Raw genomic sequence first — 12,635 nt, forward strand, 5'->3', positions numbered from 1 at the left:
ATGCGATCATGTTCGATGCCTGTCGATCGCGTCCAGACGCGGCGGCAACGTCATAGAACCTCCCCCACTCGGGCGCTTCCCAACCGGAAGCGCCCCTCTTTTATTTGCGACCATTTGCCCGGTGTGGCATGCTGACCTGCGGCAACAAGATCGGTTGCCGCTCGAAGCCAAACCTCGCCTAATTGTGGTCCAGCCGAACTCGACGCACCGTCGGGGGATGGAGCGGAATAACGGGTGTGCCATGGAAAATTTCGACGCAACGATCCTCGCGCGGATCCAGTTCGCCTTCACGATCTCGTTTCACATCATCTTCCCGGCCTTCTCGATCGGCCTCGCCAGCTATCTGGCGGTGCTCGAGGGCCTGCACCTGTGGACGAAGAAGCCGGTCTACATCGAGCTTTTCGATTTCTGGAAGACCATCTTCGCCATGTCCTTCGGCATGGGCGTCGTCTCCGGGATCGTCATGTCCTATCAGTTCGGCACCAACTGGAGCGTCTTCTCCGACAAGGCCGGTCCGATCATCGGCCCGCTGATGGGCTACGAAGTGCTGTCGGCCTTCTTCCTTGAGGCCGGCTTCCTCGGCGTGATGCTGTTCGGCCGCAAGCGCGTCGGGCCGGCGCTGCACTTCTTCGCCACCCTTATGGTCGCCGCGGGTACGCTGATGTCCGCCATCTGGATCCTTGCCGCCAATTCGTGGATGCACACGCCGGCCGGCTTTGCCATGAACGACAAGGGGCAGTTCGTCCCGATCGATTGGTTGGCGGTGATCTTCAACCCGTCGTTCCCCTATCGCTTCACGCACATGCTGCTGGCCGCGTATCTCACGACCGCGCTGGTCGTCGGTGCCGTCGGCGCCTTTCACCTGCTGCGGCGCACGGCACCCCTGCGGGCCGGCACGATGTTCTCGATGGCGATGGGAATGATCTCCGTCGTGGCACCGCTGCAGATCATCGCCGGTGACGCGCATGGGCTGAACACGCTCGAACACCAGCCGGCCAAGGTGATGGGCATGGAAGGCCATTTCGAGAGCAGTGCCGGCGGCGCACCGCTCATCCTGTTCGGCATACCCGACCAGGATCGCAAGCGCGTCGATTACGCCATCGAGATCCCCAGGGCGTCGAGCCTCATTCTAAAGCACGACCTCAACGCGCCACTGGCCGGGCTCGACACGATAGCCGATGAGTTGGAGCCGCCGGTCGAGATCATCTTCTTCTCCTTCCGCGTCATGGTCGGGCTTGGCTTCGCGATGCTGGGGCTCGGCCTCTGGAGCCTCTACTGCCGCTGGAAGGGAACGCTCTACCAGAGCCGCGGCCTGCACCGGCTGGCAGTGGCCATGGGTCCGGCCGGCTTCGTGGCCGTGCTTGCCGGATGGATCACCACCGAGGTCGGCCGGCAGCCCTACACGGTGTACGGCCACCTGCTCACCGCCCAGTCCATCTCGCCGATCTCGTCGCCGGCTGTCGGTGCCTCGCTGGTTACCTTCATCATCGTCTACTTCCTCGTCTTCGGCGCCGGCACCTTCTACATCCTGCGGCTGATGGGCCGTCTGCCGCGCGATCCCGACGGCCATCTGGGCCAGGGACCTATCCGCACCGCCGGCATCACCCCGCCGCCCGGGCTGGGAGACGATCAGCAGCAGGCCGAACCAATCCATGGAGGTGCGCATCATGGCGCTTGATTTTCCCGTCGTCTGGGCGGCAATCATCGCCTTCGCCGTCCTTGCCTATGTCGTCCTCGACGGCTTCGATCTCGGCGTCGGCATCCTCTTTCCGCTGTTCCCGGAAAAGCACGATCGCGACGTGATGATGAACACCATTGCGCCGGTCTGGGACGGCAACGAGACGTGGCTGGTGCTCGGCGGCGGCGGGCTGCTGGCCGTGTTTCCGCTCGCCTACGCGATCATTCTTCCTGCCCTCTACGCGCCGCTGATCGCCATGCTGGTGGCGCTGATCTTCCGCGGCGTGGCATTCGAATACCGCTGGAGAACCAAGCGCGGCGAGCGGCTGTGGGACTGGTCGTTTGCCGGCGGCTCGGCAATGGCCGCCTTCTGCCAGGGCATCGCGCTCGGCGCCCTGGTGCAGGGCATCCCGGTCGCCAACCGCGCCTATGCCGGCGGCTGGTGGAACTGGCTGACGCCGTTCTCGATCGGCACCGGGATCGCGCTGATCATCGGTTACACCCTGCTCGGTGCCACCTGGCTTGTCATGCGAACCTCGGGGGAGCTGGCTGCCCGGGCCAGACGGATCGCCCTGCCGGCAGCGATCCTGACGGTCATCGCCATCGGCAGCGTCAGTCTGTGGACGCCGTTCCTCAAGCCGCAATACCTCGACCGCTGGTTCAGTTATCCGACCGCCATCTTCAGCGTCGTCCTGCCGCTGCTGGTGCTCGCCAGTTTCGTCTCGCTGATTGTAGCGCTGCGGATCCGGCACGACACGTGGCCGTTCGTTTCGGCGCTCGGCCTGTTCGTTCTCGCCTATGCCGGCATCGGCATCAGCTTCTATCCCTACATCATCCCGGAAACGCTCACCATCTGGGAGGCGGCCGCTCCGGAGGAAAGCCTGATCTTCATGCTGATCGGGGCAGCCATCCTGGTGCCGCTGATCCTCATCTACACCGCCTATGCCTACTGGGTGTTCCGCGGCAAGGTCGATCCGGAAGAGGGATACCACTGATGGGCGGCCGCATCGCATCCCAGCTCGCCTGGTTCGTGGCGCTCTGGGCGGCGGGTGTGCTTGCCGTCAGCGTGGTCGGCCTCATCATCAAGCTGTGGCTTGGTGCCTGAGGCTATCGGCGCACGAGCGCGATCAGATAGCGGGCCGTCTCCGAACCCGGATTGAAGAACACGCAAGGCTGCGGCGCACCAAGTTCGAGGCAATCGCCGGGCTGCAGTTCGTGAACGGTCTCGCCTTCGGAAAAATCGAGCCGGCCGGCAAGAAGCAGGATCTGCTGGCGCTGGAAGACGAAAGCCGAGGCCGGATAGGGAACACGCACGCCGGCAGGCAGCGCGACCTCGATCAGTTCGAGACCGTTGCCATTGGCCGGTGACAGCGCGCGCCGCGTATAGTTAGTGTCGGGATCCGTCCAGATCGGCTGTCGATCGGCGCGCGACAGGCGATCGTCCGGCGTTTCGGCCAGCGCCAGCAGCACCGACAACGGCAGGCCGAAGGCGCCCGACAGCTTGCCGAGCACGGTGGCCGTCGGGCTCGCATCGCATCGCTCGATCTTGCTGATCATCGCCTTCGAAACGCCGGAGCGGTCGGCAAGCTCGGCCAGCGACCAGCCGCGGGTCTCCCGCTCGATCCTGATGCGCGCGGCGATCTCCTGCGCGCCGACGATTTCCGCTGATGCCATGCTTGCCTTCTTTCGCGAACGTCTCTTATGGTAGACGACGACATCCTATAGAAGATACCGGCTATCGTGCAACCGATGGCTCGGCCTGCCCGAGGACCGCATGCGCGAAATCCACTTCAACGCCTTCGACATGAACTGTGTCGGTCATATCCAGCATGGGCTGTGGGCGCATCCGCGTGATCAGTCGCACCGCTACACCGAGCTTGCGTACTGGACCGACTACGCGAAGCGGCTGGAGAAGGGCCTGTTCGACGGCATCTTCTTTGCCGACGTCGTCGGCATCAACGACGTTCTGGGCGGCAGCCCCGATGCTGCCCTGCGCGGCGCTGTCCAGGTTCCGGTCAACGACCCGCTGATGCTGGTGCCGGCGATGGCGGCGGTGACCGAGCATCTGGGTTTCGGCGTGACTGCCAACCTCACCTACGAGACGCCCTTCCTGTTTGCGCGACGCATGTCGACTCTCGATCACCTGACCGGCGGCCGCATCGGCTGGAACATCGTCACCGGCTATCTGGACAGCGCGGCAAAGGCGATCGGTCTGGACGGGCAGAGCGCTCACGACGATCGCTACGATCTGGCCGATGAATACATGGATATCATGTACCGGCTGTGGGAAGGCAGCTGGGAGGATGATGCCGTCGTCTTCGATCGTGCAGCCCATCTCTATGCCGATCCCGCCAAGGTTCACCGGATCCGCCACGAGGGCAAGCAGTACCGTCTCGACGCCATGCATCTGAGCGCCCCCTCGCCGCAGCGCACGCCGGTGCTCTACCAGGCAGGCTCCTCGACCCGCGGCCGGCAGTTCGCCGCCACCCATGCCGAATGCGTCTTCGTCAACGGCCAGAAGATCGACGGCGTGCGGGCCATCGTCGAGGACATCCGCGCCAAGGCGGTCGCCTACGGCCGGCAGGCCGACGACATCAAGGTGTTCATGGGCGCGACCATCGTGACGGGCCGGACCGAGAACGAGGCGCGTGAGAAATTCGAGGACTACCGCCGTTACGTCAGCTCTGAAGCGGCCCTTGTGCATGCCGCGTCGTCGCTCGGCATCGACTTCTCGAAATTCGATCTCGACGAGCCGATTGACGCTGGCCAGAGCAATGCGATCGTCTCCAATGTCGAGGCGATCAGCCGCAGCGCCGGGCCGCAGTGGACGAAGCGCAAGCTGCTGGAGCAGATGGTGCTCGGCAGCCGCCAGCCGCCGATGGTGGGTTCGGCCGAGAGGATCGCCGACCAGCTGATGGCGTGGAGCATCGATGCCGGGATAGACGGCTTCAACCTGTCGCGCACCGTTGTGCCGGAATGCTTCGACGAGATCATCGGGCTCGTCGTGCCGATCCTCCAGGAGCGCGGCGTCTACAAGACCGCCTACCGGCCGGGCACCATGCGTGACAAACTGTCCGGCACGCCGCGACTGCCGGACCGCCACATCGCAGCACGCTACAGGCCCGGAGCGGCCAACGGATCCAGCAGATGAAACAACCGGGGATGCACGCGGCGAGGGGCTGGCCGATGCTCGGCTGGCTGTGCCTCGCCGTCGTCCTGTCCCTGTCATCCTGGTTCTCGGCCACGGCGGTCGGCGCCGAACTGACGCGTGACCTCGCACTCGGCAGCGGCGCGACGGCCTGGCTGACCAACGGCGTACAGCTGGGCTTCGTCACGGGCGCGCTGCTGGCAAGCCTGATCAACCTGCCCGACATCGTGCGGATGAACCGGCTGGCCGCGTGCTCGGCAGCGCTTGCCGGGCTCGCCAATGCGGCACTGCTGCTGGAGCCCAGCCTTGCCGGCGCGGTCGCCTGCCGTTTCCTGACCGGCTTTGCGCTGGCCGGCGTCTACCCCCCGGCGATGAAGCTCGCAGCGACGTGGTTCGAGCGCCGGCGCGGACTGGCACTCGGCCTGGTCATCGGCGCCCTCACCGCCGGCTCGTCGCTGCCGCATCTGTTTCGTGGACTGACGGCGGCGCTCGACTGGCGGATTGTCGTGGCACTTGCCTCCGCCTCGGGATTGGTCGGCGGGGCGATCTTCCTCGCCGCCGTTCGGGAAGGGCCGTATCCCTTCGCCCGGACGATCTTCGACCCCCGGCAGATCGGCCAGGTGTTCCGCAACCGCGACCTGATGCTCGTCAATGCCGGATATCTCGGCCACATGTGGGAGCTCTATGCGCTCTGGGCCTGGCTGCTCGCCTATCTGACCGCCTCACCGGCGGGGTTTGCCGGCAGTGTGTCGGCCGGCGGCTCGCTCGCCACCTTTGCGGCGCTTGCCGCGGGCATCGTCGGCTGCGTTGCCGGCGGTCTGCTCTCCGACCGTCTTGGGCGGGCGCTGACCACCGCCGGCATGATGCTGATCTCGGGAAGCTGCGCGCTCATCGTCGGCTTCGTCTTCGACGGCCCGTTCTGGCTGCTGATGACGCTGGTACTCGTCTGGGGCATCACCGTCATCGGCGACTCCGCCCAGTTCTCCGCCGCCGCGACCGAACTGTCGGAACGTCATCTGGTCGGCACGGCGCTGTCGCTGCAGATGGGCATGGGCTTTGCGCTGACCAGCATCAGCATCTGGCTGATGCCGCAGCTCGCGGCGTGGCTTGGAAGCTGGCAGTGGACATTTGTCTTTCTCGCCCCCGGCCCGTTTCTCGGCGCCTGGGCGATGCTGCGCCTGCGCCGCAGCGGCCGTCTCTCCTGATCCTGAGACGGCCCGGCCTTCAGGCGCCGCGGTTGGGAACGCGCTTTTCCAGCTGCCGGAAGGCAAACACCAGGATACCGGTGAGGAGGAGGTAGATCAGCGCCAGCAGCAGCAGCGGTTCGTAAGTCAGGAACGTATCCTGGCGAACCTTGGAGATCACCGAATAGACGTCGACAACGGTGATCGTTGCGACCAGCGGCGTCGATTTCAGCTGCAGCACCGTCTCGCCGGTCAGCGTCGGCAGCGTGCGCTGGATGGCCCGCGGCAGCCAGATGCGGCGGAACATCGTGAACCGACGCATGCCATAGGCCCGCGCCGCCTCCAGCTCGCCGCGCGGCACGCCGGCAAACGCACCGCGCATCACTTCGCCTTCATAGGCGGCAAACGAGATGGTCAGCGCCACGAAGCCGTAGGGCCAGGCCTGACGCAGATACGGCCAGAGGAACGAAGAGCGGATTTCCGGAAACTGTGCGAACAGCGAACCCAGGCCGTAATAGAGCAGCCAGAGTTGCAGCAGCAGCGGCGTTCCGCGGATCAGCGTGCAAAAACCTCGTGCCAGCCATGCGAGCGGCCGCGGGCCGGTGACCTGCGCCAGGCCAAGCGGCACGGCGATCAGAAAGCCGACGAAGGATGTCGAAAACAGCAGCAGCATGGTTTCGCCGAGGCCGTAGATGAGGCGCGTCTGGTAACGCGGCAGCCAGTCCCAGCGCATGAACCAGGCCACACAGAAAACCAGCAGCGCGGCAAGCGCCATCAGGAACAGCCGATGCGGTTCCAGCAGGCTGCGGGCCTTTGGCATCTCGAATGTCGGGACGATGACGGGATCGCTCATGACGTGCCTCCCGGCCGCACCATGCCGCGGCGGGAACGCTTCTCAAGGATGCCGATCAGCAGGCTGGAGACCAGCGTCACAAGAAGATAGAGAGCGCCCGCTGCGAGGAAGAACGTCAGGTAGGCTTTCGTCGTGCCGGCCGCCTGGCGCGTCACGAGCGTCAGCTCGGCAAATCCGACGACGGCCAGCAGCGCCGTGTCCTTGGTGGTGATCAGCCAGAGATTGGAGAGGCCGGGCAGCGCGTAAGGCAGCATGGCCGGCAGCGTGACGCGGCGCAGCGACAGCAAGGGCGACATCCCGTAGGCCCTCGCCGCTTCGAGCTGGCCTGGCGGCACGGCCAGGATGGCCCCGCGCAGCACTTCCGTCGCATAGGCGCCCTGAACCACGCCGATGACGAAGATGCCCGCCGCAAGTCCGCTGATGTCCACCGGCGGCAGGCCGAGAAGCATCGTCACCTGGTTCACCGCGTCGGTGCCGGCGTAATAGAGGATGAGGATCAGCACCAGTTCCGGCACGCCGCGCACGACGGTCGTGTAGACTTCGAGCAGATCGCGCAGGATGGGCCCGCCCCACAGCTTGCCCGCCGCACCGCCGACGCCGATGATCAGGCCGAGCAGATATCCGCCGACCGCCACCTGCAGCGAGGTGAGAAGGCCCGCCAGCAGCGCGCCGCCCCAGCCAGGAGCGGAAAGCGACAGGAGTTGGAGAGTGGCGTCCATCGGCAAACGCTTTCAGGGCTTCGTCGGGAGACTTGATCGGAGGCAGGATCGCAATCGCCGGACCCTGCCGCAAGGCAGGATCCGGCGACCAAGGATTGGGTGCGATTACTTGCCGTAGACGTTGAAATCGAAGTACTTCTTCGAGATCGTGTCGTAGGTGCCGTTGGCGCGGATGGCCTTGATGGCTGCGTTGAACTTGTCCTTCATCGCGGTGTCTTCCTTGCGCAGGCCGATGCCGACGCCGGCGCCGAGAATGGCCGGATCATCCTGGACATTGCCCTTCAGGTCGCAGCAGGCCTTGCCCTGGTCCGACTTCAGGAAGGAATCGAGCGTGATCAGGTCGGCCTGCACGGCATCGAGACGGCCGGCTGCGAGGTCGTTGTTGGCCTCGTCCTGCGTCTGGTATTCCTTGATCTCGGAGGCACCCGGGCCGAAGTACTTCTGCGCATATTCGGCGTGAATGGTCGAAACCTGGACGCCAATGATCTTGCCCTTCAGGCCATCCGGCGTCGCTTCGAACTTGTCACCCTTCGGGCCAATGACCGCGGTCGGCGTGTTGTAGTACTTGTCCGAGAAATCGATTGTCTTCTTGCGCTCGTCGGTGATCGACATGGAGCTCATGATCGCGTCGATCTTCTTCGACGTCAAAGCCGGGATGATGCCGTCCCATGCGACCGGCGTCAGCACGCACTTCAGCTTGGCTTCGGCGCATACCGCATCCATGAACTCGACTTCCCAGCCGGTCCACTTGCCGCTGGCGTCCGGCGAGGTGAACGGCGGATAGGGTTCGGCGGCCACGCCGACCTTGACTTCCTGGGCGGCGACCGAGCCGAATGCGGCGACGGAGACTGCAAGCGCGATGGCTGCGGACTTCAGCAGAGTGTTCATGGATTTCCCCTTTTCGATATTCTGTTGGTGGTTCAGTGGATGGAACTGATGAACTTCTTCAGCCGCTCCGATTGCGGATTTTCGAAGATCGCCGCAGGCGGACCCTGCTCTTCGATCACACCGTCATGCAAGAAGACGACATGGCTTGCCACCTGACGGGCGAATTTCATCTCGTGGGTAACGAGGATCATCGTGCGCTTTTCCTGCGCCAGGCCGGCGATTACGGAGAGTACCTCGCCGACGAGCTCCGGATCGAGCGCCGAGGTCGGCTCGTCGAACAGCATCACCAGCGGCTGGATGGCGAGCGCGCGGGCGATCGCCGCACGCTGCTGCTGGCCGCCGGACATGAATGCGGGATAGGCGTCGCGTTTGTCGTAGAGGCCGACGCGGCGCAGAAGGCCCTCGGCTACTTCGATCGCCTGATCGCGTGGCTGGCCGAGAACGTGGACCGGCACCTCGATGACGTTCTGCAGAACGGTCATGTGCTGCCAGAGATTGAAGCTCTGGAAAACCATGCCGAGCTTGGTGCGGATCCGCTGGACTTGGCGACGGTTCGCCGGCACCAGCCCGCCATAGCCGTCGGTCTTCATCTCGATGGTTTCGCCATGGATGGAAACCTGCCCGGCCGTCGGAGTCTCAAGCATGTTGATGCACCGCAGGAAGGTGGATTTACCCGACCCGCTACCGCCGATGAGAGCGATAACGTCGCCCTGCCGTGCCGTCAGTGATACGCCTTTGAGAACTTCAAGCGGTCCGAACCGCTTATAAAGATCGCGAACTTCGATGGCTTGCGCCGTGTCCGTCATGTTACCTTCACCGCGGGACGTCAAACGTCCCGTCACCTGCACCGACTGTTCCCCCAGCATTGTTTTTATCAGGCGGAGCTGGCACCGCAACTATGCAGTCGAGTTTTGCACTTGTCCGAAAATTACTCAAGCGTATAATAACGGCAGTCTGCTTTGCAATCCAACCATTCAGAGGGTTTTTCATGAACGACTACGGCTCCCAGGCCATGTCCACGCCGCTGACCCGTGTGCTCATGCGTCGCCCGGGCGACAGCCTGCGGGCCGCCAAGGCAGCCGACTGGCATTATGGTCCGACCTTCGATGCCGAGAAGGCGATCGTCCAGCATGCCCGCTTCGCCGAGCTCGTGGAGCGTGGCGGTGCCGAGATCATCTGGATCGAGGACACGGGCGACGGGCTGGCCGATTCCATGTTTACCCATGATCCGTCGCTGATGACCGACAGGGGTGCCGTCATTCTGCGCATGGGCAAGGCGCTGCGCCAAAACGAGCCGCAGATGCATGCGGATGCCTACCGCGCCGCCGGGATCCCGATCCTCGGCACGATCGTGGCACCTGGCACCGTCGAAGGCGGCGATTGCGTCTGGGTCGACGACAAGACGCTGGCCGTCGGCCGCGGCGTTCGCACCAACCAGGCGGGCATCGAGCAGCTTTCGGCCATCCTCGCGCCGCTCGGCGTCGAGGTCCTCGGCTACGACCTGCCGCTCTGGCTCGGCGAGGAAGCGTGCCTTCACCTGATGTCGGTGATCAGTCCGCTCGCCGAGAAGCTGGCGCTGGTGCACGCACCGCTGATGCCGGCCGCCTTCTATATGCTGCTCAAGGAGCGCGGCTACACCCTGATCCACGCCCCCGAGGCGGATTTCGCATCGAGCAACGGCCTCAACCTCAACGTCCTGCCGTTGAGCCCCGGCAAGGTGATCATGGTCGACGGTTTCCCGGCGACCAAAGCCGCCATGGAGGCTCATGGCTGCACGGTCGAGACCTTCGAGGCCGATGCCCTGTGCATCGCCTGCGAGGGCGGCCCCACCTGCCTCACCCGTCCCGTGCTCCGGCAGGCCGCTTGACACGCCGGACCTATCATCGGGCCACTGAAGCCGAGCGCCGCGAGGACCTTATCGCCGCGACGCTCGATTGCATCGCCGAATTCGGCATCCAGGGCGCGACGGTTCGCCAGATCGCCACCCGCGCCGGGGTCACCGGCGGCCTGATCCGGCATTATTTCGACGGCAAGGACCAGATGATGCAGGCCGCCTATCGTCAGTTGATGACGGATATGTGCGCGCCGGCGCATGCTGCCGTGACGGATGGCCCTGATGCGCGCGCACGACTTCGCTCGTTCATCACCGCCAACCTGACGCCGCCCGTCACCGATCCGCGAACCCTGTCGCTGTGGGCAGCCTTCATCGGCCATATCCGCATCGATCCGGTCTTTGCCGCCATCCACCGCGAGCATTATCTCGCATTCCTCAAGTCGCTGCAGACCGTGCTCTATGATTTCTTCCGCGAAAAAGGCGCGCCGCTCGATGCGCAGGATTGCCGTCGGCATGCCATTGCGCTTAACGGCATCATCGACGGCCTGTGGCTGGAGGGGACGCTGGTCGCCGACATGTTTGGCGAAAGCGAATTGTCCGATACGGCACTGATCTTCGTCGAGCGGCTGCTGGGCCTTTCCCCCGGCGAACTGGCGGCGGCCGACCACACCTGAACTGGAGACGCTTTCATGCGCTACGCATCCATCACCGACCGCCTGGCGGATCTCGGTTCCGGCCGCTGGGCCCTGCATCTGGCGGCACGCCGCATGAAGGCCGCCGGCGAACCGATCATCGAGCTGACCATCGGCGAGCCGGACGAACCGCCGCACAAGGATCTGCTGGATGAGTGCGCCCGCTCGATGTATGCCGGCCGCACCCGCTATTCGAACGGTCGCGGCGAACCGCCGGTGCTGAAGGCGCTGGTGGAAAAGTACGCGAAGCGCCGCCCCGGCGTGACGGAAAAGAACTTCCTCTGCTTCCCCGGTACCCAGACCGCGCTCTATGCCGTGATGATGGGCCTGGTCGAGGCCGGAGACGGCGTGCTGGTCGGCGATCCGCTTTATGCCACCTATGAAGGCGTGATTGCCTCGACCGGCGCCCATTTCATTCCGGTACCGTTGCGGCCGGAAAACCGGTTCCACATGCAGGCGGAAGACCTGGAGCGGGCGATCACGCCTGAAGCCCGGGTGCTCCTCCTCAACACGCCGCACAACCCCACGGGCGCCGTCCTGACCGAGGCCGAGATCTCGGCCATCGGCAAGATCTGCCGCAAGCACGACCTGTGGATCGTCTGTGACGAAGTCTATGAGCAGCTGATCTTCGGCGAGGATTTTGCCTCGCCGTTCGACATGGAAGAGCTTGCGGAACGGACGATCGTCGTCTCCTCCATCTCCAAGTCGCATGCGGCGCCCGGCTTCCGCAGCGGCTGGGCTGCCGGTCCGGAAGAATTTTGCCTCAAGCTGCTGCCTGTCTCCGAAACCATGCTGTTCGGCGTGCAGCCGTTCATCTCCGACATGACGGCGCTGGCGCTGTCGAAGCCTTTCGAGACGGCCGACGTGATGCGTGCGAATTACCAGCGGCGCGCCGCGATCGTCGAAAAGACGCTGGCCGGCAGCAACCTGTTGAAGCCGATGATGCCCGAGGGCGGCATGTTCGTCGTGGTGGACGTGACCGGCACCGGCCTCGGCGGCGCCGATTATGCCTGGGAATTGCTGCAGTCGGAAAAGGTCGCAGTGATGCCCGGCTCATCCTTCGGCCATCAGGCGGCCGGCTTCATCCGCATTTCGCTGACCGTCCCGGACGACGTGCTGGAAGAGGCGGTCAACCGCATGGCAACGCTTGCCGGTCGGCTGGCGGCACTCCCGGCAGACCAGAAGTCCGGGGATAGGCTGAAGGCCTGAGCTCAGCAAACATCAGCGCGCCGGAACCGCGGCGCGCCGATGAGAGGTTTCGGACGTGCCGGATGTCACTCCGCCTCGTCGGTCTTGACGCTGGCCGACTGGCGGCCGACGCTGTCGGCTTGTGCTTCGATGTCGTAGGGGATGGCAGGGCCGCCGGATGCGTCGCCGGCATCGGCAACCCGGCCGCCCGGATGAACCTGCGTTCCCTCACCCGTCTTCAGATCCGATTCCTGCAGCTTCTTTGCCTTCAGGATGTCTGTCGTCATCGGGTCCGGCTGGTGCGGCGTCTTTGCCTCGCCCGTCCCGGCACTTGTCTCGACGCCATTGTCGAGGGGGATCTGCTCGCGGCTGTCGGGTCCGTTGTTCTGCATGGTGTTCTCCTTCTCGATTGAGGGAAGAACCCGTGGCGCCCGACAACGTTCCGGGCCGCA

At 64.7% G+C, this 12,635-nt stretch carries 13 protein-coding genes; 7 read left to right on the forward strand and 6 right to left on the reverse strand.

Going from position 1 to position 12,635, the window contains the following annotated elements:
• The first annotated feature begins 241 nt into the window (after positions 1-241).
• Positions 242-1,678 carry a cytochrome ubiquinol oxidase subunit I gene (locus AAIH46_RS06315; RefSeq protein ID WP_430304796.1) on the forward strand — a complete coding sequence of 479 codons (1,437 nt, stop codon included), beginning with the start codon at positions 242-244 and terminating at the stop codon, positions 1,676-1,678.
• Positions 1,668-2,672, forward strand: coding sequence for a cytochrome d ubiquinol oxidase subunit II (gene cydB / locus AAIH46_RS06320; protein WP_430304797.1), 1,005 nt, complete (start codon positions 1,668-1,670; stop codon positions 2,670-2,672). The genes AAIH46_RS06315 and cydB overlap by 11 nt, the downstream gene beginning before the upstream one ends.
• A gap of 112 nt (positions 2,673-2,784) precedes the next feature.
• Here the strand turns inward: cydB and AAIH46_RS06325 are convergent, their stop codons facing one another.
• Positions 2,785-3,351: a helix-turn-helix domain-containing protein gene (locus AAIH46_RS06325; RefSeq protein ID WP_430304798.1), complete on the reverse strand. Its 567-nt coding sequence runs from the start codon at positions 3,349-3,351 to the stop codon at positions 2,785-2,787.
• Between the two features lie 100 nt (positions 3,352-3,451).
• On the opposite strand from AAIH46_RS06325, the gene AAIH46_RS06330 reads away from it, so the two are divergent.
• Together AAIH46_RS06330 and AAIH46_RS06335 are read left to right on the forward strand one after the other, a co-directional pair.
• The gene (locus tag AAIH46_RS06330) at positions 3,452-4,828 is read left to right on the forward strand and encodes an LLM class flavin-dependent oxidoreductase (protein WP_430304799.1); all 1,377 of its coding nucleotides are present in this window, start codon (positions 3,452-3,454) and stop codon (positions 4,826-4,828) included.
• Entirely contained in the window at positions 4,825-6,030 is a 1,206-nt protein-coding gene (locus AAIH46_RS06335; RefSeq protein WP_430304800.1) for an MFS transporter, read from the forward strand. Before AAIH46_RS06330 ends, AAIH46_RS06335 begins: the two co-directional genes overlap by 4 nt.
• Positions 6,031-6,049: 19 nt before the next feature.
• Here the strand turns inward: AAIH46_RS06335 and AAIH46_RS06340 are convergent, their stop codons facing one another.
• The 4 genes from AAIH46_RS06340 to AAIH46_RS06355 form a co-directional block, all read right to left on the reverse strand.
• Positions 6,050-6,862, reverse strand: coding sequence for an ABC transporter permease (locus AAIH46_RS06340; protein ID WP_430304801.1), 813 nt, complete (start codon positions 6,860-6,862; stop codon positions 6,050-6,052).
• Entirely contained in the window at positions 6,859-7,581 is a 723-nt protein-coding gene (locus AAIH46_RS06345; protein ID WP_430304802.1) for an ABC transporter permease, read from the reverse strand. The genes AAIH46_RS06340 and AAIH46_RS06345 overlap by 4 nt, the downstream gene beginning before the upstream one ends.
• A gap of 105 nt (positions 7,582-7,686) precedes the next feature.
• On the reverse strand, positions 7,687-8,469 hold the full coding sequence (locus tag AAIH46_RS06350; RefSeq protein ID WP_430304803.1) for a transporter substrate-binding domain-containing protein: 783 nt from the start codon (positions 8,467-8,469) through the stop codon (positions 7,687-7,689).
• 32 nt (positions 8,470-8,501) lie between these two features.
• Positions 8,502-9,275 carry an ABC transporter ATP-binding protein gene (locus tag AAIH46_RS06355; RefSeq protein WP_430304804.1) on the reverse strand — a complete coding sequence of 258 codons (774 nt, stop codon included), beginning with the start codon at positions 9,273-9,275 and terminating at the stop codon, positions 8,502-8,504.
• A gap of 182 nt (positions 9,276-9,457) precedes the next feature.
• Here AAIH46_RS06355 and AAIH46_RS06360 point away from each other — a divergent pair, with 182 nt between their 5' ends.
• From AAIH46_RS06360 to AAIH46_RS06370, 3 genes are read left to right on the forward strand one after another with little or no spacing between them, the layout of a single operon-like run.
• Positions 9,458-10,336 (forward strand): dimethylarginine dimethylaminohydrolase family protein, encoded by an 879-nt coding sequence (locus AAIH46_RS06360; RefSeq protein WP_430304805.1) that lies wholly within the window; start codon positions 9,458-9,460, stop codon positions 10,334-10,336.
• Positions 10,333-10,977 carry a TetR family transcriptional regulator C-terminal domain-containing protein gene (locus tag AAIH46_RS06365; RefSeq protein ID WP_430304806.1) on the forward strand — a complete coding sequence of 215 codons (645 nt, stop codon included), beginning with the start codon at positions 10,333-10,335 and terminating at the stop codon, positions 10,975-10,977. The genes AAIH46_RS06360 and AAIH46_RS06365 overlap by 4 nt, the downstream gene beginning before the upstream one ends.
• A 15-nt stretch (positions 10,978-10,992) precedes the next feature.
• On the forward strand, positions 10,993-12,204 hold the full coding sequence (locus AAIH46_RS06370; protein ID WP_430304807.1) for a pyridoxal phosphate-dependent aminotransferase: 1,212 nt from the start codon (positions 10,993-10,995) through the stop codon (positions 12,202-12,204).
• A 65-nt stretch (positions 12,205-12,269) separates the two neighbouring features.
• Here the strand turns inward: AAIH46_RS06370 and AAIH46_RS06375 are convergent, their stop codons facing one another.
• Positions 12,270-12,575 carry a hypothetical protein gene (locus AAIH46_RS06375; RefSeq protein WP_430304809.1) on the reverse strand — a complete coding sequence of 102 codons (306 nt, stop codon included), beginning with the start codon at positions 12,573-12,575 and terminating at the stop codon, positions 12,270-12,272.
• Between the last annotated feature and the right edge of the window lie 60 nt (positions 12,576-12,635).

It is taken from the genome of Rhizobium sp. 0TCS1.26 (assembly GCF_050455525.1).
Lineage (GTDB): Bacteria > Pseudomonadota > Alphaproteobacteria > Rhizobiales > Rhizobiaceae > Neorhizobium.

What these genes read in the sequence shown, in the direction of transcription:
- AAIH46_RS06370 (WP_430304807.1), top strand. Translation starts at nt 10,993, where the DNA reads ATGCGCTACGCATCCATCACCGACCGCCTGGCGGATCTCGGTTCCGGC.
- cydB (WP_430304797.1), top strand. Translation starts at nt 1,668, where the DNA reads ATGGCGCTTGATTTTCCCGTCGTCTGGGCGGCAATCATCGCCTTCGCC.
- AAIH46_RS06340 (WP_430304801.1), bottom strand. Translation starts at nt 6,862, where the DNA reads ATGAGCGATCCCGTCATCGTCCCGACATTCGAGATGCCAAAGGCCCGC.
- AAIH46_RS06360 (WP_430304805.1), top strand. Translation starts at nt 9,458, where the DNA reads ATGAACGACTACGGCTCCCAGGCCATGTCCACGCCGCTGACCCGTGTG.
- AAIH46_RS06315 (WP_430304796.1), top strand. Translation starts at nt 242, where the DNA reads ATGGAAAATTTCGACGCAACGATCCTCGCGCGGATCCAGTTCGCCTTC.
- AAIH46_RS06325 (WP_430304798.1), bottom strand. Translation starts at nt 3,351, where the DNA reads ATGGCATCAGCGGAAATCGTCGGCGCGCAGGAGATCGCCGCGCGCATC.
- AAIH46_RS06375 (WP_430304809.1), bottom strand. Translation starts at nt 12,575, where the DNA reads ATGCAGAACAACGGACCCGACAGCCGCGAGCAGATCCCCCTCGACAAT.
- AAIH46_RS06350 (WP_430304803.1), bottom strand. Translation starts at nt 8,469, where the DNA reads ATGAACACTCTGCTGAAGTCCGCAGCCATCGCGCTTGCAGTCTCCGTC.
- AAIH46_RS06345 (WP_430304802.1), bottom strand. Translation starts at nt 7,581, where the DNA reads ATGGACGCCACTCTCCAACTCCTGTCGCTTTCCGCTCCTGGCTGGGGC.
- AAIH46_RS06330 (WP_430304799.1), top strand. Translation starts at nt 3,452, where the DNA reads ATGCGCGAAATCCACTTCAACGCCTTCGACATGAACTGTGTCGGTCAT.
- AAIH46_RS06335 (WP_430304800.1), top strand. Translation starts at nt 4,825, where the DNA reads ATGAAACAACCGGGGATGCACGCGGCGAGGGGCTGGCCGATGCTCGGC.
- AAIH46_RS06355 (WP_430304804.1), bottom strand. Translation starts at nt 9,275, where the DNA reads ATGACGGACACGGCGCAAGCCATCGAAGTTCGCGATCTTTATAAGCGG.